The 20,972-nt window shown below is 40.9% G+C and carries 18 protein-coding genes; 10 read left to right on the plus strand and 8 right to left on the minus strand.

Going from position 1 to position 20,972, the window contains the following annotated elements; genetic code table 11:
* Positions 1-66 precede the first annotated feature (66 nt).
* Together splA and splB are read left to right on the plus strand one after the other, a co-directional pair.
* Positions 67-306 carry a splAB operon transcriptional regulator SplA gene (gene splA, locus AC07VD_RS08130; RefSeq protein WP_003218644.1) on the plus strand — a complete coding sequence of 80 codons (240 nt, stop codon included), beginning with the start codon at positions 67-69 and terminating at the stop codon, positions 304-306.
* Between the two features lie 77 nt (positions 307-383).
* Positions 384-1,412, plus strand: a complete 1,029-nt coding sequence (gene splB / locus AC07VD_RS08135; protein WP_003245173.1) for a spore photoproduct lyase — start codon at positions 384-386, stop codon at positions 1,410-1,412.
* Here the strand turns inward: splB and AC07VD_RS08140 are convergent.
* On the minus strand, positions 1,405-2,106 hold the full coding sequence (locus AC07VD_RS08140) for a GNAT family N-acetyltransferase (protein ID WP_024571337.1): 702 nt from the start codon (positions 2,104-2,106) through the stop codon (positions 1,405-1,407). The genes splB and AC07VD_RS08140 overlap by 8 nt on opposite strands.
* A 134-nt stretch (positions 2,107-2,240) precedes the next feature.
* On the opposite strand from AC07VD_RS08140, the gene mcpC reads away from it, so the two are divergent.
* The 3 genes from mcpC (at position 2,241) to AC07VD_RS08155 (ending at position 6,533) form a co-directional block, all read left to right on the plus strand.
* On the plus strand, positions 2,241-4,208 hold the full coding sequence (mcpC, locus tag AC07VD_RS08145; protein ID WP_128737808.1) for a methyl-accepting chemotaxis protein McpC: 1,968 nt from the start codon (positions 2,241-2,243) through the stop codon (positions 4,206-4,208).
* 137 nt (positions 4,209-4,345) lie between these two features.
* Positions 4,346-5,212, plus strand: coding sequence for an NAD(P)-dependent oxidoreductase (locus AC07VD_RS08150; protein ID WP_494721683.1), 867 nt, complete (start codon positions 4,346-4,348; stop codon positions 5,210-5,212).
* A gap of 430 nt (positions 5,213-5,642) precedes the next feature.
* A complete protein-coding gene (locus AC07VD_RS08155) occupies positions 5,643-6,533 on the plus strand; it encodes a Vgb family protein (protein ID WP_494721684.1) in 891 nt (296 codons plus the stop codon).
* A gap of 337 nt (positions 6,534-6,870) precedes the next feature.
* Here AC07VD_RS08155 and AC07VD_RS08160 read toward each other — a convergent pair whose 3' ends face one another.
* Positions 6,871-7,644 (minus strand): CAP domain-containing protein, encoded by a 774-nt coding sequence (locus AC07VD_RS08160; RefSeq protein WP_024573418.1) that lies wholly within the window; start codon positions 7,642-7,644, stop codon positions 6,871-6,873.
* 336 nt (positions 7,645-7,980) lie between these two features.
* On the opposite strand from AC07VD_RS08160, the gene AC07VD_RS08165 reads away from it, so the two are divergent.
* Together AC07VD_RS08165 and kinA are read left to right on the plus strand one after the other, a co-directional pair.
* A complete protein-coding gene (locus AC07VD_RS08165) occupies positions 7,981-10,104 on the plus strand; it encodes a peptidoglycan D,D-transpeptidase FtsI family protein (RefSeq protein WP_494721685.1) in 2,124 nt (707 codons plus the stop codon).
* A gap of 163 nt (positions 10,105-10,267) precedes the next feature.
* Positions 10,268-12,088, plus strand: a complete 1,821-nt coding sequence (gene kinA, locus AC07VD_RS08170; protein WP_494721686.1) for a sporulation histidine kinase KinA — start codon at positions 10,268-10,270, stop codon at positions 12,086-12,088.
* Between the two features lie 9 nt (positions 12,089-12,097).
* On the opposite strand, the gene AC07VD_RS08175 is transcribed toward kinA, so the two are convergent.
* Together AC07VD_RS08175 and AC07VD_RS08180 are read right to left on the minus strand one after the other, a co-directional pair.
* Complete coding sequence (locus tag AC07VD_RS08175; RefSeq protein ID WP_494721687.1) at positions 12,098-13,279, minus strand: aminotransferase A; 1,182 nt, start codon at positions 13,277-13,279, stop codon at positions 12,098-12,100.
* Positions 13,280-13,480: 201 nt separating this feature from the next.
* Positions 13,481-13,642, minus strand: a complete 162-nt coding sequence (locus AC07VD_RS08180) for a protein YkzT (protein WP_130572300.1) — start codon at positions 13,640-13,642, stop codon at positions 13,481-13,483.
* 203 nt (positions 13,643-13,845) lie between these two features.
* Here AC07VD_RS08180 and cheV point away from each other — a divergent pair, with 203 nt between their 5' ends.
* Entirely contained in the window at positions 13,846-14,757 is a 912-nt protein-coding gene (cheV, locus tag AC07VD_RS08185; RefSeq protein ID WP_014476655.1) for a chemotaxis protein CheV, read from the plus strand.
* A gap of 43 nt (positions 14,758-14,800) precedes the next feature.
* Here the strand turns inward: cheV and AC07VD_RS08190 are convergent, their stop codons facing one another.
* From AC07VD_RS08190 to AC07VD_RS08205, 4 genes are all read right to left on the minus strand, one after another.
* Positions 14,801-15,265 carry a YkyB family protein gene (locus AC07VD_RS08190; protein ID WP_086343783.1) on the minus strand — a complete coding sequence of 155 codons (465 nt, stop codon included), beginning with the start codon at positions 15,263-15,265 and terminating at the stop codon, positions 14,801-14,803.
* A 125-nt stretch (positions 15,266-15,390) separates the two neighbouring features.
* Complete coding sequence (locus AC07VD_RS08195) at positions 15,391-16,683, minus strand: MFS transporter (protein WP_494721688.1); 1,293 nt, start codon at positions 16,681-16,683, stop codon at positions 15,391-15,393.
* A 75-nt stretch (positions 16,684-16,758) separates the two neighbouring features.
* Positions 16,759-17,253, minus strand: a complete 495-nt coding sequence (locus tag AC07VD_RS08200) for a L,D-transpeptidase family protein (RefSeq protein WP_072174092.1) — start codon at positions 17,251-17,253, stop codon at positions 16,759-16,761.
* A gap of 56 nt (positions 17,254-17,309) precedes the next feature.
* Positions 17,310-18,170 (minus strand): metallophosphoesterase, encoded by an 861-nt coding sequence (locus AC07VD_RS08205; protein WP_024573035.1) that lies wholly within the window; start codon positions 18,168-18,170, stop codon positions 17,310-17,312.
* Between the two features lie 142 nt (positions 18,171-18,312).
* Here AC07VD_RS08205 and fadH point away from each other — a divergent pair, with 142 nt between their 5' ends.
* Complete coding sequence (gene fadH / locus AC07VD_RS08210) at positions 18,313-19,077, plus strand: 2,4-dienoyl-CoA reductase (protein WP_015383534.1); 765 nt, start codon at positions 18,313-18,315, stop codon at positions 19,075-19,077.
* Between the two features lie 63 nt (positions 19,078-19,140).
* Positions 19,141-20,364 carry an EAL domain-containing protein gene (locus tag AC07VD_RS08215; protein ID WP_494721689.1) on the plus strand — a complete coding sequence of 408 codons (1,224 nt, stop codon included), beginning with the start codon at positions 19,141-19,143 and terminating at the stop codon, positions 20,362-20,364.
* Positions 20,365-20,972: the final 608 nt, after the last annotated feature.

A 20,972-nucleotide genomic window follows, 5' to 3' on the forward strand; every position in this document is an offset into this window, starting at 1 on the left:
GCCTGTCTGGTTTTTTTCATAAGTAAGGGTATAGAAGGACACAATAACATGGCTAGGAGGGATAGTATGTCAAACCAATTTAACGCAGGAGATACTGTTTATGTGATCTACAGAAATCCGCACGCCGCCAATGTAGCCCACATAAAGGAAGCCGAAATTGTGCACCATCCATACCATGAAGGCGAGCTTTCCCTGTTTATTTATGAAACCTATCATCCGTTCGCAGAGGACGATGCTGTGTTTGCAAGCTATGAAGAAGCTAAATCGCTTTACAAAGAACTCTTTGATATTGATCCGTATGAGTAACAAGGAAATCATTACAACTCATATCCTTTCCGCCTAGTGAGAAAAGTAACGTTAGTAAAGGAAAAGGATGTGGCATCATGCAGAACCCATTTGTTCCGCAGCTTGTATATATAGAACCGAGGGCGCTGGAATATCCGCTAGGCCAAGAATTACAAGATAAATTTGAGAATATGGGCATTGAAATCAGAGAAACAACATCCCACAATCAGGTGCGTAATATTCCTGGGAAAAATCATCTTCAGCAATATCGCAATGCGAAATCAACTTTAGTTATCGGTGTCCGGAAAACATTAAAGTTTGATTCATCCAAACCCTCGGCCGAATATGCCATTCCGTTTGCAACAGGCTGTATGGGGCATTGTCATTACTGCTACCTGCAAACAACTATGGGATCAAAGCCGTATATCAGAACTTATGTAAACGTCGAAGAGATTTTGGATCAGGCAGATAAGTATATGAAGGAGCGCGCACCAGAGTTCACAAGGTTCGAAGCATCATGTACGTCAGACATTGTAGGAATTGATCATCTGACACACACGCTGAAGCGCGCCATTGAACATTTTGGACAAAGTGATCTCGGAAAGCTCCGATTTGTAACGAAATTTCATCATGTCGATCACCTATTAGACGCAAAGCATAACGGGAAAACGAGATTCAGATTCAGTATTAATGCCGACTATGTGATTAAAAACTTTGAGCCGGGAACTTCACCTCTTGATAAGCGGATAGAAGCAGCAGTAAAAGTTGCAAAAGCAGGCTACCCGCTAGGCTTTATTGTTGCTCCGATTTATATTCATGAAGGCTGGGAAGAAGGATACAGACATCTGTTTGAAAAGCTTGATGCTGCTTTGCCGCAGGACGTTAGACATGACATAACGTTTGAATTAATTCAACACCGTTTTACAAAACCGGCCAAACGAGTGATAGAGAAAAATTATCCGAAGACGAAGCTCGAATTAGATGAAGAAAAGCGCCGTTATAAATGGGGCCGTTACGGGATCGGAAAATATATTTATCAGAAAGATGAAGAGCATGCACTTCGAGAAGCACTTGAATCCTATATTGATACCTTTTTCCCTAACGCGAAAATTGAATATTTCACTTAAACGGGCTGTTGTGATCAACAGCTCTCTTTTTATAAAAAGGATTTTTCCATTCCATCAAAACACCGTAATTCAATGATTCTTTATCCTCTACATAATTGCTGACTACACGAATAGGTGAACGCCCGCAACGGAGGAGAAAGGACAGCACAGGGTCGTTTTTCCTGCCTTCCATCACATCTTCAACGTACTGAACAGCGCTGATCTCGTGTGCGTATTTATGATATAAAGGAATGCGGCCGCCGCCGAGAAGGCGCTCCAGTCTCTTATCAACAGTCAGCTCATACATCGTATTCATCAGCCATTTTCCGATTCCAAGCTTTCGATAATGAGGAGAAACAGAAATATCCACTACATATAAAGTATTTCCATGAGGTTCATGGTTTTTAATCGATCCGTTGTCTGTTGCTTGCGCCCATGTATGATCAGGAGATTCAGGCTCAAATTGTACAATAAGAGCAGTCATGGAACCGATAATTCTGCCATTGATGAGCGCGCATAAAGCGCCTTCTGGAAAGGTTTTGATATGGCTGGCAAGCTGGTCCTCTGACCACAGCAATTCCTGGGGAAACGGAGGAGGGAAACATTCTTTTTGAAGAGAAATCAGCCTCTCGATGTCAGTCTCAGTGTAGTTTCTGATGGTCAGAGCCTCAAATTTTCTGCCGTCATGCACATACATTTGTTTTAGTATGATCATCACTCTCCTTATGTTGTTTCATTATAAATGAGATTGAATTTTCAGTAAATATATTCCGATTTTCTTATAATTTATTTTTTGATTATTCATTTTTCAAACGAAAGGGCCGATATAGAAATTAGGAGGGGATTGGTTTGTTTAAAAAACTTCACATGAAGATTGCTGTTTTTGTTTCGATTATGTTAATCGTCACAGTTGTTCTTTTAATGCTGTCTTCTTATTTGACGCTAAAACCGATGATTACAGAGGATGGGAAAAATACAACTCAAAACGTGACGCAGTCACTTGAACAAAATATTGCATTGCAATTAAAGAGTTATGCCATTTCGTTATCAAGATTGGCTAATGGGGAATTAACGCATACATTTGTAACTAAACCAAGTAAAGAAGCTTCTCGGCTGTTTCACGATGACATTAAGCAAATCAAAGAAAACGATGATTATGTTGCGATGGCTTACATAGGCACCGCAAAAAAAGAAATGTTTACATATCCAAAAGCGGATTTCGCTGAGGATTATGATCCAACATCAAGACCATGGTATAAGCTTGCAGCTGAAACCCCGGATCAAGTTGTTTGGACGGAACCTTATAAAGATGTCGTGACAGGAGACATGATTGTTACTGCATCGAAAGCGATCTTAGACGGGCAAAAAGTGATAGGGGTTGCCAGCTATGACTTGAAACTCTCTGCTATCCAGAGTATGGTCAATAAACAAAAGGTGCCTTACAATGGATTTGCCTTTTTAGCTGATACGAGCGGCAATCTGTTAGCCCATCCGTCAAATCAAGGAAAAAATATATCAAAGGATCAAACACTGCAAACCATCGCATCCGAGAAACAAGGGATACAAGATGTGAATGGAAAAATGGTTGTGTACCAAACGATTGGCGAAACGGGCTGGAAGGTCGGAACGCAGTTTGATACCGATCAATTAATGTGGATTTCAGATAAAATGAATCGGGCAAATCTTTGGATATCATTGATTGCGCTTATCATAACAATTATTCTCAGCTACTTCCTGGCCAAAACGATAACCGGTCCGATACAACAGCTGATCGCAAAAACGAAAGCTGTTTCCGCAGGCGATTTAACAGTGCGCGCGGAATCAAAATCCAAGGATGAAGTCGGTATTTTAACAAGAGACTTCAATCTGATGGTTGAAAATATGAAGGAAATGGTTGAGCAAGTGAGACTCTCTTCAGGGAAAGTATCTGACACCTCTGAACAATTAACGGCTGTCTCTGCCGAAACAAATGAAACAAGCGGACAAATTGCAAAAGCGATTGAAGAAGTAGCCGCAGGGGCATCGGAACAGGCTTCTGAAGTTGAAACCATTAATGAAAAATCGGAAAGCTTGTCAACGAAAATCAGGCAAATCGCTGAGGAGGCAGGTGGAATTAAAGAACGCTCTAAATCGTCCGAGGATGCAAGCTATAAAGGACTTGACGCGCTCGGCCAGCTGCTGATGAAATCAAACGAAGCCAATATGGAAACGAAAAAGGTTGAAACGATGCTGCTGGATTTGGAAAATCAAACTAAGAATATTGAAGAAGTCGTTACAGCGATTTCAAACATATCTGATCAAACCAACTTGCTTGCCTTAAATGCCAGTATTGAGGCAGCCAGAGCCGGAGAAAGCGGGCGCGGTTTTGCCGTCGTAGCCGATGAAGTGCGGAAGTTAGCTGAGCAATCAGCCCTTTCTACAAAGCATATCAGCGAAACTGTGAAGCTTATCCAGCTTGAGACAAAAGAGGCCTCTCACGCAATGGTTGAGGCAAGCAGAATGAATGATGAACAAAATAGTGCCATTCACGAAACTGGAGAGGTATTAAATACGATAACTGCAGAAATGCAGTCACTGGTACAAGGTATTGATCACATTTACGCGGAAATTCAAAGAATGAGTGAAGAACAGCTTGCGATATCTGAAGCTATTCAAAGCATTTCAGCCATATCACAGGAATCAGCTGCCGCAGCAGAGGAAGTGAACGCATCAACCGATGAACAGCTTGTCACCCTTGATAAAGTCAAACACTCAACGGAAACACTAAAACATGCAAGCCAAGAGCTTATGAACACAATTGCAAAATTCACATTGTAATCCAATTACATCCCCAAACATCATTTGTTTTGGGGATTTTTTATTTTATAAGATGAATAGATATGGTAGTCTAGAAAATGAAGGAAAAATGATAAATTTTAACTAAAATCTAAACGAAACATCTGGGAGGAATGACCTTGAAAAAAACAATTGGTTTTATCGGTCTTGGAGTAATGGGAAAAAGCATGGCATCACATATTCTGAATGACGGCCACCCTGTTTTGGTGTACACCCGGACAAAAGAAAAAGCAGAAAGCATACTTCAAAAAGGCGCGATCTGGAAAGATACGGTCAAAGATCTTTCGAAAGAAGCGGATGTTATCATCACAATGGTCGGCTATCCCAGTGATGTTGAAGAAGTGTATTTCGGAAGCAATGGAATTATTGAAAACGCAAAAGAAGGCGCATATCTTATTGATATGACGACATCTAAGCCTTCGCTTGCGAAGAAGATTGCTGAAGCGGCCAAAGAAAAAGCATTGTTCGCTTTAGACGCTCCTGTTTCCGGTGGAGACGTCGGTGCACAAAACGGAACACTCGCGATTATGGTCGGTGGAGAAAAAGAAGCTTTTGAAGCCTGCATGCCGATTTTCTCTTTAATGGGAGAGAATATTCAGTATCAAGGACCGGCTGGAAGCGGACAGCATACCAAGATGTGCAATCAGATTGCAATTGCAGCCGGTATGATCGGTGTTGCTGAAGCGATGGCTTATGCCCAAAAATCAGGCCTAGAGCCGAAAAATGTTCTGAAAAGCATCACAACGGGCGCAGCCGGAAGCTGGTCATTGTCAAATCTTGCTCCCCGTATGCTGCAAGGCAACTTTGAACCGGGATTTTATGTGAAGCATTTTATTAAGGATATGGGAATTGCACTAGAGGAAGCAGAATTAATGGGGGAAGAAATGCCAGGCTTGTCGCTCGCAAAATCCTTATATGACAAGCTAGCTGCTCAAGGTGAAGAAAACAGCGGAACACAGAGTATATATAAGCTTTGGGTGAAATAAAAAAAGATTGCCTGTATCCTGCAGGCAACCATCAGGCTGTCGTGAAAATCTCGACAGCCTTTTTTTGGACTATAAGTGCGTAAAAGAGAAAAATACCACTTGTTTTAAATAATTGACAAAAAGGAGACAGTATTTTACTGTTGCCTTAACGAAAAACGAAAGGGTGAAAATAAGAACATGATTCTATAATTCTAGCTTTAAGAAAGAATCAATAGCTTAACCTATACATTCAACATCAGTGACTATTTTTCTGATGATCTGAATGGCTTATTTGTTTTGTTTATTGATTTATTCTCTGAGATAGGATTATGGGGTAATGTTCTTATTACTAAAGCGGCTTTGGAGTGAAGTCGATTTAGCATTGCCTCCTATCTCAGAAAAGTGAGTATAGGAGGCTTTTTTTGTAGATTATTATTGATGGGGTATTGATATGAAGCTTGAACAGCAAGAAATAAATATTTTACATTCTGATTCTGGTCCATACGGGATAGCCATTTCACCCGAAGGAAAGGTATGGTTTACTCAACATAAAGCTAACAAGATCAGCTGTCTTGATAAGACGGGCCAAATTCAAGAGTATATTGTTCCGACACCTGATGCTGGAGTCATGTGTTTAACGGTGTCTTCAAAAGGTGATATTTGGTTTACAGAAAATAGGGCTAATAAGATAGGGAAACTGACAGCAAAACGGCAATTTATAGAATATCCATTGCCGCATCAACATTCAGCCCCATATGGGATTACGGAAGGTCCAGGCGGAGATATCTGGTTTACTGAGATAAATGGAAATCGTATAGGTAAATTGACATCAGAGGGCAAAATTCATGAATACGAACTGCCTAATGAAGGATCGTACCCTTCTTTTATTACGTTGGGTTCAGATCACTCACTTTGGTTCACTGAAAACCAGAATAATGCTATCGGCAAAATAACTGAATCAGGTGAGTTAACGGAGTTTCCAATTCCTACACCAGCAGCAGGACCAGTAGGCATTACAAAAGGGCATGATGATGCACTTTGGTTTGTAGAGATAATGGGTAATAAGATAGGTAAGATTACGGTTTCCGGTGAAATAACTGAATATGATATCCCTACACCAAATGCACGACCTCACGCTATCGCTGCAGGTGTAAAATCTGATTTATGGTTTACCGAATGGGGGGGGAATAAAATCGGAAGGCTGACAAGTGATCAAACAATTGAGGAATATACAATCAACACACCTCATGCTGAGCCTCATGGAATAGGATGCGATAATGATGGCACAGTTTGGTTTGCATTAGAATGTAACAAAATAGGGAAATTAAAATTAACTAAATAATGGGAAATGAGCTCCTTTGCACCTCATGCGAAACCCTAAGTTGCTCAACCTGACTCAAAAATTTCTCCTTTATTATAAAAAGTCAAATCTATCAATGGCATAAATCTATTGCAGCAGCTTTGCTATTGAAGGTGAAAGAAAAACGGATTTAGTGAACAAGTTCCCCTCACAGCTGGGTGAAGAAGACTGCCTTAACTTAACCTTGCTTGGCTGGGGGTCTGGCAGCTTTTTTCTGTTTCTCCATACATTTAGATGAATACAACAAAAAAGCTTGTAGAAAAAACATGGTTTTCTCTACAAGCTGAAGATTACCTGTATCGTACAGGGAATTTTTTTATTATTTTCCGATGAATTGTTGTGTCCAGATGCTTCCAGACTCAACGTAGCCAACACCGATGTGAGTAAAGTTAGGGTTTAGAATGTTTTTTCTGTGTCCTTCACTGTTCATCCAAGCTTTTACTACTTCTTCTGGTGTCTTTTGGCCCTTCGCAATGTTTTCACCTGCTGTTTTGTAGCTGATTCCGAAAGATTTCATCATATCAAACGGTGAGCCGTATGTTGGGCTTTGGTGATCAAAGTAGTTTTTGTCCTTCATATCCTGAGATTTTGCACGTGCAGATTTGCTTAACGTTTCATCAATTTGAAGCGGCTTTAATCCTTGTTTTTGTCTTTCTGCATTTGTAAGTTCAACAACTTTTTTCTCATATGCACTTACAGATGAAGGTGCAGATGTTGTTGTGTTTGTTTTTTCAGCAGTTGCAGGTGCTTTAGAAGCAGTGTTTTGATCAGCAGCTGCTTTTTCAGTAGTCTTTTGTGCAGGTTTTGCCGTTTCTGTCTTTTGAACATCCTGAACTTTCACGTTAGATTGCTTCGCATGTTTTTGAAGAAGCTGCTTAATCTCTTTTTCGTTTGCAGCGTTTAACGTTTTGATATTTGTGTTAATATGCAGTTTTTTCACTGCATCGTTAAGTGACATGTTTTGTACTGTGTTCCCCGTTTTTACTGTAACCACAGGCTGGCAGGAGAGTTCTTTCGCTGATGCTTGCTGTACGCCCCCGAATGTGAATAATCCAACCGCAGCGGCAGCAGATAAAATAAATGCTTTCTTCATTAGTTCGTAACCTCCTAGAGTTGTTTGTTTCTACAGAAAAATCATAACATAGCTTTTTTGTCATAAAGGTTCCAGCACTTTCCTTTGACAAATAGAGATTGTCATTTTCGTAAAGTAAATCCGTTGAATCACTAAGAATAAGGGAATCAGCGGTATATATGATTTTATCGTACCGTTACATATCTTCCTTTTTTTTGAACCGTTAGTTATATTTTAATGTGTTTTTATATTGACAGCTTTTTTTACTCCTTTTCGCTGTAACAACTATTACAAAGGTGTTACAATTAATCTCAGTATATGTAAATATATTGAATGATTTGAGAGGGGTAACCAGAAGTGACTGAAATAGGACGTGAACCAAAGAAAAAGAGCAAAGGAAACAGAGCAATCAGAATGAACCTTTTTTTCCTAGCTGTCTTTGTTCTATTCACTGCATTAATTTTTAAGCTCGGGGTTGTTCAAATTGTTGAAGGCGAACAGCATGAAGAAGACGCTGAGAAATCAAATGCAAAAACAGCTTACTATCCTGCGCCTCGCGGGAAGATGTACGACAGAAACCAGAAAGTTGCTGTCGACAACCAGAGCGTTCCAGAAATTGTGTATGTATCAACATCTAGCACAAAAACAGAAGATAAAATCAAAACAGCGAAGCGGCTTGCTTCTTTCATTCATATTGATACTGAATTTTTGAAGGAAAGGGATCTTCGTGATTACTGGATCGCAGCTCATCCGAAAAAAGCCGCCGCTCTGCTTAAGGAATCAGAAAGCAATCTGAAAGGAGACCAGGCTTACAAGCTTCAAATAGAGCGTGTTCCGGATCAAGAATTAAAGGCTATTCAGCAAGATGACGAAGAAATGGAAACTGCTGCGATATATACAAGGTTTTCAAGCGGAAATGCTTACGAACCTCAAATCGTAAAGGCAATGAATCCAAATAAGAGCAATAGCAATGGAAAAAACGGAGCGCTGCTTGATGAGAAGAAAAACTCCTCGCAAAGACCAAAAAATGACTTAACATATGATGAAATTTCCATTGTTTCTGAGCATTTAGAAGAACTTCCGGGAATCGATATCGTAAACGATTGGACACGAAAATATCCTTATGACAAAACCCTTTATTCTGTTTTCGGGGGCGTCACGACACCTGATCAGGGCCTGCTGAGCGACCGGAAAGATTTCTACTTAACAAGAGGCTATGCGAATAATGACAGGGTGGGAAAAAGTTATTTAGAGTATCAATATGAAGAATATTTAAATTCGCATAAAGAAAAAGTGGAATACGTAGAAGATAATAAAGGAAATGTCGTCAGCCAAAAAACCATTGATAAAGGCAGCAGGGGATACGATCTTCAGCTTGCTTTTGACATGGAGCTTCAGGCAAAGGTAGAAAAGATCATTGAAGAAGAAGTAAGAAACAGCCGTGCACGCGGAAATTACATGCTTGACAGAGCCTTTGCCGTGATGATGGACTCGAATAACGGCGATATTTTATCGATGGCAGGGAAAAAGATAGATTTAAAAACCAACAAAATTGAAGATTATGCGATAGGGGCATTTACCACCCAATATGAAATGGGATCAGCAGTAAAGGGGGCCACCGTGCTAGCCGGCTATCAGGACGGGATCCCGCATTATAAATATTTTGTTGACATGCCACTGTATTTTGCAGGAAACGGTAATAAGCCTAAGAAGTCCTATATGAATATGGGAACTATTAATGAATTAACGGCATTGCAAAAAAGCTCAAACGTATACATGTTTAATGTCGCCATGCACATTGCCGGTGTCACATACAAGCCGCATGGACCTCTTCCTGCTGACCAGAAGGATTTAAACAAAATGAGAAATTACTACAGCCAATTTGGCCTGGGAGTAAAGACAGGTATCGATCTGCCGCAGGAATCAGCCGGTATGCAAACTACACCTGATGCGGTAGGAGGGTTAATTTTAGACTTGGCCATTGGACAATACGATACATATACACCGCTTCAAATGGCTCAGTACATCTCATCAATTGCCAATGGGGGGTACCGCATTCAGCCAAGAATTGTTACAAGTGTTCATGAGCCCAGCAAAAAAGAAGGCCTTGGGAAGACCATTGAGCAAAGAAAGCCAAACATTCTCAACAAAATTAACAACTCAGAAAGTGACATTCAGCAGGTGAAGACTGGAATGAAGCTAGTTACCACTTCGGGAACAGCTAGAAATACGTTTGCAGAGGATGTTTCCGGAAAAACAGGAACTGCTCAAACATTTTATTACGGAACAAATCGTAATTGGTGGGGAAAAAGCACGTACAATCTAACATTTGTCGGCTATTATCCATCAAAAAATCCAAAAGTAGCATTCAGTGTTGTTGTCCCTTCTGTAGCGAACGACCACGACCCGATCAACAAACTCATTGCCAAAAGAGCTATACACGCCTACGCAGAGCTCGAAAAAAAACACAGTAAAAAATAAAAAACAGGGTGCACAACGAAAAGATTGTGTGCCCTTTCTTTTATTCAAAAATTGACGTTCACCATAAGAATAGAAGGAGAATACTCATTTTCTAGCGAATCATACTAGGTAAAAGTCAATCTGTATATGTCGAAACACGATGATCATGCAAAGGAGGGATTCTGTGGAACAGGATACGCAGCATGTTAAACCATTTCAAACAAAAAACGATATTCATGCAGTCTTGGCCTCGAATGGACGCATCATTTATATATCTGCCAACTCCAAACTGCATTTGGGCTATCTCCAAGGAGAGATGATCGGATCATTCCTCAAAACGTTTCTGCATGAGGAAGACCAATTTTTAGTTGAAAGCTATTTTTATAATGAACATCATCTGATGCCGTGCACCTTTCGTTTTATTAAAAAAGATCATACGATTGTGTGGGTGGAGGCTGCGGTAGAAATTGTTACGACAAGAGCTGAGCGGACAGAACGGGAAATCATTTTGAAAATGAAGGTTCTTGAAGAAGAAACAGGCCATCAATCCCTAAACTGCGAAAAACATGAAATCGAACCTGCAAGCCCGGAATCGACTACATATATAACGGATGATTATGAACGGTTGGTTGAAAATCTCCCGAGTCCGCTATGCATCAGTGTCAAAGGCAAGATCGTCTATGTAAACAGCGCGATGCTTTCAATGCTGGGAGCAAAAAGCAAGGATGCTATTATTGGAAAATGGTCCTATGAATTTATTGAAGAAGAATATCATGATATCGTGAAAAACAGGATTATACGAATGCAAAAAGGAATGGAAGTCGGAATGATTGAACAGACGTGGAAAAGGCTTGATGGCACACCTGTTCATTTAGAAGTGAAAGCATCCCCGACCGTCTACAAAAACCAGCAGGCTGAGCTGCTGCTGCTGATCGATATCTCTTCAAGGAAAAAATTCCAAACCATCCTGCAAAAAAGCCGTGAACGATATCAGCTGCTGATTCAAAATTCCATTGATACCATTGCGGTGATTCACAATGGAAAATGGGTGTTTATGAATGAATCGGGAATTTCCCTGTTTGAAGCGGCTACCTATGAGGACTTAATTGGCAAAAACATATACGATCAGCTGCATCCTTGCGATCACGAGGATGTAAAAGAGAGAATCCAAAATATCGCCGAGCAAAAAACAGAATCTGAAATTGTCAAGCAATCCTGGTTCACCTTTCAGAACAGGGTCATCTATACGGAGATGGTCTGCATTCCGACGACCTTTTTTGGTGAAGCGGCCGTCCAGGTCATTCTTCGGGACATTTCAGAGAGAAAACAAACAGAAGAATTGATGCTGAAATCGGAAAAATTATCAATTGCAGGGCAGCTCGCGGCGGGAATCGCCCATGAGATCCGCAACCCTCTTACAGCGATCAAAGGATTTTTACAGCTGATGAAACCGACAATGGAAGGCAACGAACATTACTTTGATATTGTGTTTTCTGAACTCAGCCGTATCGAATTAATACTCAGTGAATTGCTCATGCTGGCGAAACCTCAGCAAAATGCTGTCAAAGAATATTTGAACTTGAAAAAATTAATTGGTGAGGTTTCAGCCCTGTTAGAAACGCAGGCGAATTTAAATGGCATTTTTATCAGAACAAGTTATGAAAAAGACAGCATTTATATAAACGGGGATCAAAACCAATTAAAGCAGGTATTCATTAATTTAATCAAAAATGCAGTTGAATCAATGCCTGATGGGGGAACAGTAGACATTATCATAACCGAAGATGAGCATTCTGTTCATGTTACTGTCAAAGACGAAGGGGAAGGTATACCTGAAAAGGTACTAAACCGGATTGGAGAGCCATTCTTAACAACAAAAGAAAAAGGTACGGGGCTTGGATTAATGGTGACATTTAATATCATTGAAAACCATCAGGGAGTTATACATGTGGACAGCCATCCTGAAAAAGGCACAGCGTTTAAAATTTCATTTCCAAAAAAATAAAACAACGGCTTAAACGCCGTTGTTTATCGTCTGCATTGCTTCACGTTTTTTTAATACAAATAATTCTAAACGGTCCAGGCCTTCTCTCAGTGTGTCCAGCGAGTACGCAAAAGACAATCTTACATATCCTTCACCATATGTTGAGAACGAGCTGCCCGGCACGAGTGCCACACCAGCGTCTTCCAAAAGAGCCATACTAAAATCAAATGAAGTCATTCCAAATGATTTAATAGAAGGGAAGATATAAAACGCACCGGACGGTTTAACTACGTCAAGTCCCATGGAAACAAGACGGTCATAAACATAGTCCAGACGTTTTTTGTATTGTTCTCTCATAATCAATGCATCGTCAAAGCCGTTTGTGACAGCTTCAAGCGCGGCTTTTTGAGAAATGGATGAGGCGCACGACACATTGTATTGATGAACCTTTAAAATGTGCTTTGCAATGTCTTTCGGTGCGAATAAAAATCCAATTCTCCAACCGGTCATGCTGTGTGATTTTGACAAGCCGTTAATGACAATTGTTTGATCCCGCAAATGGTTTGCGATGGAGTAATGCGGTCTGTCATATGTTAATTCACTGTATATTTCATCAGACAATACGAAGACATTTCTGCCTTTTAAAAGGGCTGCGATGCTTTTCAGTTCTTCTTCAGATAAAGTCACGCCGGTAGGATTTGACGGATAAGGAAGCACGACACACTTGGTGTTGGGTGTCAGAGCATCTTCAATCAGCCGGGCGGTAAGCTTAAAGCCGTGTGACGTAGTATCAACAATGACAGGCTTGGCCCCGCACAAATTGATAATAGGTTCATAGCCTGGATAAATAGGCCCTGGCATAATGACTTCATCACCGGGAGATAAAATCGTCCGGAATGCAGCATCAATGGCTTGGCTTGCGCCTGTTGTGATGATAATTTCAGATTCAGCATCATAGTTGAAATCCGCTTTTTTCTTCATATAAAGCTGCACAGCTTGTCTCAGCTCCAGGTAGCCGGCATTCGGAGTATATGACGTCACGTTTTCATCAATGGCTTTTTTTGCGGAAGCTTTCACATGATGCGGTGTGAAAAAATCAGGCTGGCCGATTGTAAGTGAAATGACGTCTTCGTGTTGGGCTACAAGATTCGAGAATTTGCGTATTCCTGAAATTTCGATCTCTCTTGCTTTCGGATTCAGCAAATGTTCCATAATTCATCACCTTAACAAATATAATGAGTTTATCCTATTTTACCACTAGCTGATCATTTGTCACCTTTTTAACTGATATATTTCGATTGTATGCGCCTTTTTTCTAAACATACCTTTCTTTTCAGAAAAAAAGAAGACAACCAGCGATTTGATTGTCTTTATTGTATCATGTTCTATTATTGTTTATATGTGCCAATTTCATTAATAGCCATAATCAAAATGAAGGTCTTCGTGCCAAATCAGATACTGAGGATGCTCTTCTTGAAGGTCAGCTGATTCTTTCTTCATATTCAGGTAAGTTTCTTCACTGATATCCTCTAAAACAGTCATTTCGTTTTCTTTAAATATTACTAAGGTACCCATTATTTACACCCTTCTTTGGAAAAATCCTTGACTATTTTATCACTGTTAGTTGGAAAGTCAATGGTTATTAGGAAAAAAGTTTCTTTTTTGAGGAACGCGGCTTGTTGCCTTCGGAATTCGATTTTGAAGAGCTGCCATTCACTTTTTACAAATTACGCCGATATATACAGTACAATACTGAATGCGAATAGCGAGGGATTGAATTGTCGTTACAACAATACGAAATTTTATTGGATTCTGGTACAAATGAATTAGAAATTGTGAAGTTTGGCGTCGGTGAAAATGCTTTCGGAATTAACGTCATGAAGGTAAGAGAAATTATTCAGCCTGTCGAGGTGACATCAGTGCCTCACTCCCATCAGCATGTAGAAGGAATGATTAAACTCAGAGGAGAAATCCTCCCTGTGATCAGTCTCTTCTCATTTTTTGGAGTAGAGCCTGAAGGATCAAAAGATGAGAAATATATCGTGACTGAATTTAATAAACGGAAAATTGTTTTTCATGTCGGCTCTGTTTCTCAAATTCACAGAGTATCCTGGGAAGCGATTGAAAAGCCGACATCGTTAAATCAAGGAATGGAGCGGCACCTTACCGGGATTATTAAGCTCGAAGACCTGATGATCTTTTTGCCTGACTATGAAAAAATTATTTATGACATTGAATCAGATTCAGGTGTTGACACGTATAATATGCATACCGAGGGCTTCGATGAAAGAAGAACTGATAAAAAGCTTATCATTGTAGAGGACTCACCGCTTTTGATGCGCCTCTTGCAGGATGAATTAAAAGAAGCAGGGTACAACAATATCGCTTCGTTTGAAAATGGAAAAGAAGCATATGAATACATTATGAACCTTGCTGAAAACGAAACTGATTTATCAGAACAGATTGATATGATCATCACTGATATTGAAATGCCAAAAATGGACGGACACAGGCTCACAAAGCTGCTGAAAGAAAATCCGAAAAGCTCAGATGTGCCGGTTATGATTTTCTCATCGTTAATTACGGATGATCTGCGTCACCGCGGCGAAGTTGTAGGCGCAGATGAGCAAATCAGCAAGCCTGAGATCAGTGATTTGATTAAAAAAGTGGATACGTATGTTATTGAATAAATAAAAACAGCCGTTGCCAGAAAGAGGCACGGCTGTTTTTATTTTAAAAGTAACTCTCGCCAAGTTTTTTAAAGACCGGTTTATGGTAAGCTGGCTGCTGGCGATTTGGCACTAGCGGCTTTTCTTTCATGCCGACATATTCTTGCAATAGGTGTTTCGCTTTTGTTAAAGACATTTGAGCTTTAGGATTTCGGTACGATTGATTAAGTGTACCTAAATGCGGAAGATGTTCGAAGTCTTCTTTAGTTGGAGGCATGTGAAAATAGTAGTCTCCGATTGAGATAAGCACGTCCGATTGCTGTTGGCTGAACCTTGGATTTTTTGAAAAATGAAGCCCTATTTTCTTTCCTTTACCTTCTTTGACAAGCTTTTGCAAAGCCCGTTTTTTCAGCAGATATAGGTATTTAGGGTTGGGGGCGGTTTTTGCATGGCGGTTCACAGTGTAAACTGCTTTTGAAAGATTTTCTACGGTTGGCTGCAGATCTTTCGCATATGCATGGTCGTCCATTATTTCTCTCCTTTGCTCTTATCAATTTCTATATGTTTAGATTATACTTTTTTAAAGTTGAAATGCAAATATTGAATGTAAAAATGCGCTTTTTTCTAAGAAAAAAAGCGCATTTTTAACCTGCATTATACAGATCTTGCCTTCTTTTTCGGCTGTTCTTGAAATGCTTCCTGAACATTCACTTCCACAGCCTGAGCACTGTATTTAGGCAGTGCAATAAAATAAAAAATAAAAACGAGCAGGATAATAACACCCATGCCGTAATAAAGATAATCAATGTTTGAAACAAACTTAGGGAATAACAGCGCGACTAAGCCAAGTGTCAAAGACTGTGCAAACATCATAAAAGGGTCCTGCATGCCGCTTACACGTCCCATCAGTTTTGGATGAACAATTTTTGGCATCCACCCTCCGATTGCAATGTTGATCGGTCCGATGCACATTCCCAGTGCAAAAGCTGCCGCGTAATACACCCATAAAATATTGGTGTAGCCGAGGACGAAGATCAGCAAACCTGCAATGAAAATCGGTATCGACATTAAAAAGTGCGGCTTCACTTTTTTAGAGATGATCGTGCCGATTACGCTGCCTGCCAGCAGCCCAAACCCGAGTGCGATCGTAAATACAGACGTATGCCACTCATAACGGTCAGGCGCCAATCCATATTTCATTGTAAACATCGGCAATACGGCGAATCCTCCGTTGACAAATCCAAAAATGAAGAAGCCAAAAATAAGAGATGCCAGCAATTTGTTTTTTAAAATATAGAGGATGCCTTCTCTAAAGTCATTTATTGAATCCTTAACAGAAGTCTTTCTCCAGCTGAATGCACCGTTTGGCTGTCGGGCTTCTTTTGGAATCCGGCAGCTGCGGATCAGCAGCCCAGAAATGATAAAGCTGACAAAATCAAGAATAATGGCGCCTTCAATACCGATTGTGTTGTACATAAACGCGCCTATACCGACTCCAAACACCATAAAAATGCTAAAAAGCATCTGATTAAGCCCTGCCGCTTTCGCATAATGCTCCTTCGGCAGAATGGCTTGTACCAAACTGTTTTCTGCCGGAAAGAAAAACTTTGTTACAGCGCTTCTGATAAATAAGATACAAAAAACAAGAGGAATATTGCCGGTAAATAAAGTGAAAAAAAGCACGACAGTCAGGCCTGCTCTGATCCAATCACAATTTTCTGCCACCTTTTTTCTGTCAAACCGGTCCGCGACGACTCCTACGATCAGAAATACAAATATGGTCGGAAGAGAATACATCAGCTCCGCCAAGGTCGTATATGAAGGCTGGTTGCTGAATCGGTCTAGCAAAAAAAAAGCAAAGGCCATGTTGCCTACTGTCGTGCCCATTTGAGAAGCGAGTGCTGCGAAAAATAGACGAACAAAATTACGATTTTTAAATATATCCATAAAAACGCTCCTTACCCTAAAGGTCCCACTTTATCATATTATAAACCGCCTGTTTTTGAAACAAATAAGAAAACATTACCGATTAATCGTGACTCTTGTTCCGTTTGGCACAATTGAAGCAAGTTCGATCACGTCTTTGTTATGCATGCGAATGCAGCCTTTAGAAACAGCCTTACCAATCGAAGCGGGATTATTCGTCCCATGTATTCCGTAGTGCTGCTTTGAAAGGCTCAGCCAATAAGCGCCAAATGGGCCGCCGGGATTGCGCTGGCGGTTAATAATGTAAAACTCGCCAGTAGGCGTTTGCGTTAGTATTTTACCAACGGCGATGGGATAGGTTTTCATTACCCGATTATTTAGGAACAGCGTAAGGGTCTTCGCTCCGATTGAGACTGCGATATGATACGGAATTGTATAAGGGTCCGGCAGTCCGGGGATGACTATGGACTGTCCCGCAGTGAGCCCTGCCTGCAGTGACGGATTAGCCTGGAGTAATGCAGCCGTGCTGATTCTGAAATCAGCCGCGATGCTGTTCAGTGTATCACCTTGCTTCACCTGGTACGTAAGCAGTTTCCTCATCCTCCTTTTTTACTTATAAGTATTGATGAGGAGCCCATCCTGCTACATTAATTTGTGCTTTTTAAGGTGAAGACAGTGATTTCAGGCTTGGCCAGAAACCGCAAAGGCAGCCTGGTCATCCCGAGGCCTCGGTTTACGTAAATATGAGTGCTGCCCATTTGATACATTCCCTCTGTGTAGACTTTTCCATATGGAGGCGTAATAATCGGTCCGTAAAAAGGCAACTGAATCTGGCCACCGTGTGTATGACCGGAAAGCTGAAGGTTCACGGGATAATCTGTTGTTTTCAAGGCTGCATCAGGTTCATGGACGAGAAGAATGGAAAAAAGCCTGTCGCTCAGCCTTGAAAGGGTGCCTTCATAATCTGGGTTTCCCAGCATTAAGTCATCAAGCGAAGCAATCTCGATTTTGCTGCCATCTGCGAGTGACAATGTTTGATAGCCATTGCGATATACCGTGAAACCTCCGGCCGTCATCAGGCTTTTGTAAACGGCAGTTCCATAGCCTCCGTGATCATGATTGCCGTAAATACAAAGCTTGCCGAATGGAGCATTAAGCTTTCTCAATAATGGAATGACTGCCTGGTGGTGCTGGTACGTATCAGGATTATCAATAATATCACCTGTAAAAACAATGAGATCAGGTTTAGATTCATTAATTGTAAGAATGACAGTTTTTAAATCTTCGAGAGTAAAGTAATCACTCAAGTGTGCATCGCTGAACTGCACGATTTTAAAACCGTCAAATCCGTGCGGGATGAGAGAGCTTTTTATTGTGTGTTCGGTTGTCTCGATCATATGCGGCTCGAGATACCTGGCATAGCCATATCCCCCGCCGGCCGTTAAAGCCCCGGCAGCAAGAGCGCCGAACATTCCTTTTAGAAATTGTCTTCTGGACATCTTTTTCATTTCAAACCAACCTTTAATAGAGTTTTTCTATTATATCATCTATATCTGATAAAAATCTCATATGAGCATGTGCTGACAGAGGCAGGGATATAATGATAGAATATTATTGAATGAATACTCATTCACAACTGGAGGGATAAACATGGAAAAAAAGGCGGTAATTATTACCGGAGGGTCAAGCGGCATGGGAAAAGCGATGGCAAAAAAACAGGCTGAATTAGGGTGGCACGTTATGGTGACAGGGAGGAACCATGAGGCACTTGAGGAAACAAAAAAAGAAATTCAGACCTTTGAGGGACAGGTCGCTTGTTTTCAAATGGATGTCCGTTCCGATTCCGCCGCTTCAGACATGATTAAAGAAGCGATAAAAGCCTTTGGCCGGCTTGACGCGCTGATTAACAACGCGGCCGGAAACTTTATTTGTCCGGCAGAAAAGCTGACGCCCAATGGATGGAAAGCCGTTATTGAGATTGTTTTAAACGGCACATTTTTTTGCAGCCAGGCAGCGGCAAGGCATTGGATTGACCAGAAGCAGCAGGGTGTCATTTTAAATATGGCAGCCACGTACGCTTGGGGAGCGGGAGCGGGGGTCGTTCATTCCGCTGCAGCCAAAGCGGGGGTATTGTCATTGACAAGAACGCTGGCCGTTGAATGGGGGAGCAAATACGGCATTCGCACAAACGCGATAGCCCCCGGACCGATTGAACGAACAGGTGGTGCGGAGAAGCTATTTGAATCGGAAAAAGCGATGGCCCGCACGATGAACAGTGTGCCGCTCGGCCGATTGGGCACACCGGAGGAAATCGCCGCTTTGGCAGCGTTTTTGCTTTCTGATGAAGCATCCTATATAAACGGGGATTGTATCACAATGGACGGAGGGCAATGGCTGAATCCTTATCCGTTTTAAAGAATATTAATCTTTGGATTCAATGTGGTATAATCAGACAAAGATAGAGAAGCAGGTGATAACATGTTGGATCCACTTGATATTTTAACGAACATTGATGATGTCCTTCCATATTACCAGGCGATTTTTAGTGCCGAGGAGCAGAAGGTCGTCGGATATGAGGTGCTTGGACGAATTTTGGCAGATTCAGAAATCCAAAGTCTCGGGCCCTTCTTTTTAGATGCGGGGATACCCGAAGAATATAAATTAGAGGTTGATAACAGAATTATCCGCCAGGCTCTTGACCGCTTTTTAGAGGCGGATTCTGATCTGCTGATTTTTATGAATCAGGATGCCAATCTGCTGATGCTGGATCATGGTGAAAGCTTTCTGGAGCTTCTGAAAGAATATGAAGCGAAGGGAATTGAACTCCACCGTTTTGTGCTTGAAATTACAGAGCACAATTTTGAAGGGGATATTGAGCAGCTCTACCATATGCTTGCATACTATCGTACATACGGAATTAAAATCGCAGTTGACAACATCGGAAAAGAAAGCAGCAACTTGGACAGAATCGCGCTGCTCTCACCAGATCTGTTAAAAATCGATTTGCAGGCGCTGAAAGTGTCACAGCCGTCACCGTCATATGAGCATGTGCTGTACAGCATCTCTTTATTAGCAAGAAAAATCGGTGCGGCGCTGCTGTATGAAGACATTGAGGCGAACTTCCAGCTTCAGTACGCCTGGAGAAACGGAGGCCGCTATTTTCAGGGCTATTACTTAGTGTCTCCATCTGAAACGTTTCTAGAGAGAGATGTATTGAAACAAAGACTTAAAACTGAATTTCACCAATTTATCACACATGAGAAAAAGAAACTGGAGACCGTCTATGAGCACTCTGAACAGTTTTACAAACGAGTGCATCAGGATGTGACCTCTTTGAGAAAAAACAATCTGTCTTCTGATGATGACTTTATTAAAAAGCTGGCTGAAGAGCTGACAGATTGCAGCTTCAGGATTTACATGTGTGATGAAGAAGGCGATCAGCTGACGGGAAATGTGTTTAAGCAAGACGGAGAATGGATTTATCAGCCGGAATATGCGGAAAAGAACTGGAGCTGGCGCCCTTATTTTCTGGAGAACATTATGAGAATGAGAAATCTCAGAAAAGGTTTTTTCAGTGATCTGTACAGTGATTTGGAAACAGGTGAAATGATCAGAACGTTTTCATATCCGATGGATGATCAGATGTATTTATTTATAGACTTGCCTTATTCTTATTTATATGAGCAGGACGGACTGATTTAACGGCTGAAAGGCCGTTTTTTTTTATGAAATGAAAAAATATCAAAAAACGATTGACATTGATACTGAGAATCATTATCATTTAATTATAGAGAGAAGCTACTCTCTGTTCCCCAACCCCTCTATCAGATCAAGATCCGAAAAAACTTGGCGCTACCCCCGCCAAGTTTTTTATTTGTCAAAGCATAGGACAATCCAATGAAACAATAAACCTAACTAGTGGTAAACGTTTAACACGGGGAGAAACATTCAGTGCCGAACACCCCTGACACTGCTGCACGGGTAAGGAGGAAAATTCGTTCTGAAATGATTATTTATTTCAGTTCCGTTGTTTACCTCTATCCAGCATGACTCCCATTGATTATGGCCACGCGGGACTTCACCATAAAATTCAAAAGAAGGTTTTGACAAAATTGCAAAAAGGCATTCTTAATGCTGCCAAAGATTCGAAAAAAATTATAATTGTGTGCATGACATTCAAAAAAAGCCTCAAACTAAAGAAAAATAGTTTTTTTCACTTTTTTTCTTTGCTTAAATTCAGCAGTGAAAATGCCATCCTGTCCGACTTTATGGTATGATGCTCAATAGAACTTGTATTATAATAAATACTT

The sequence above is a fragment of the Bacillus sp. GW821-FHT01G09 genome, assembly GCF_059422205.1.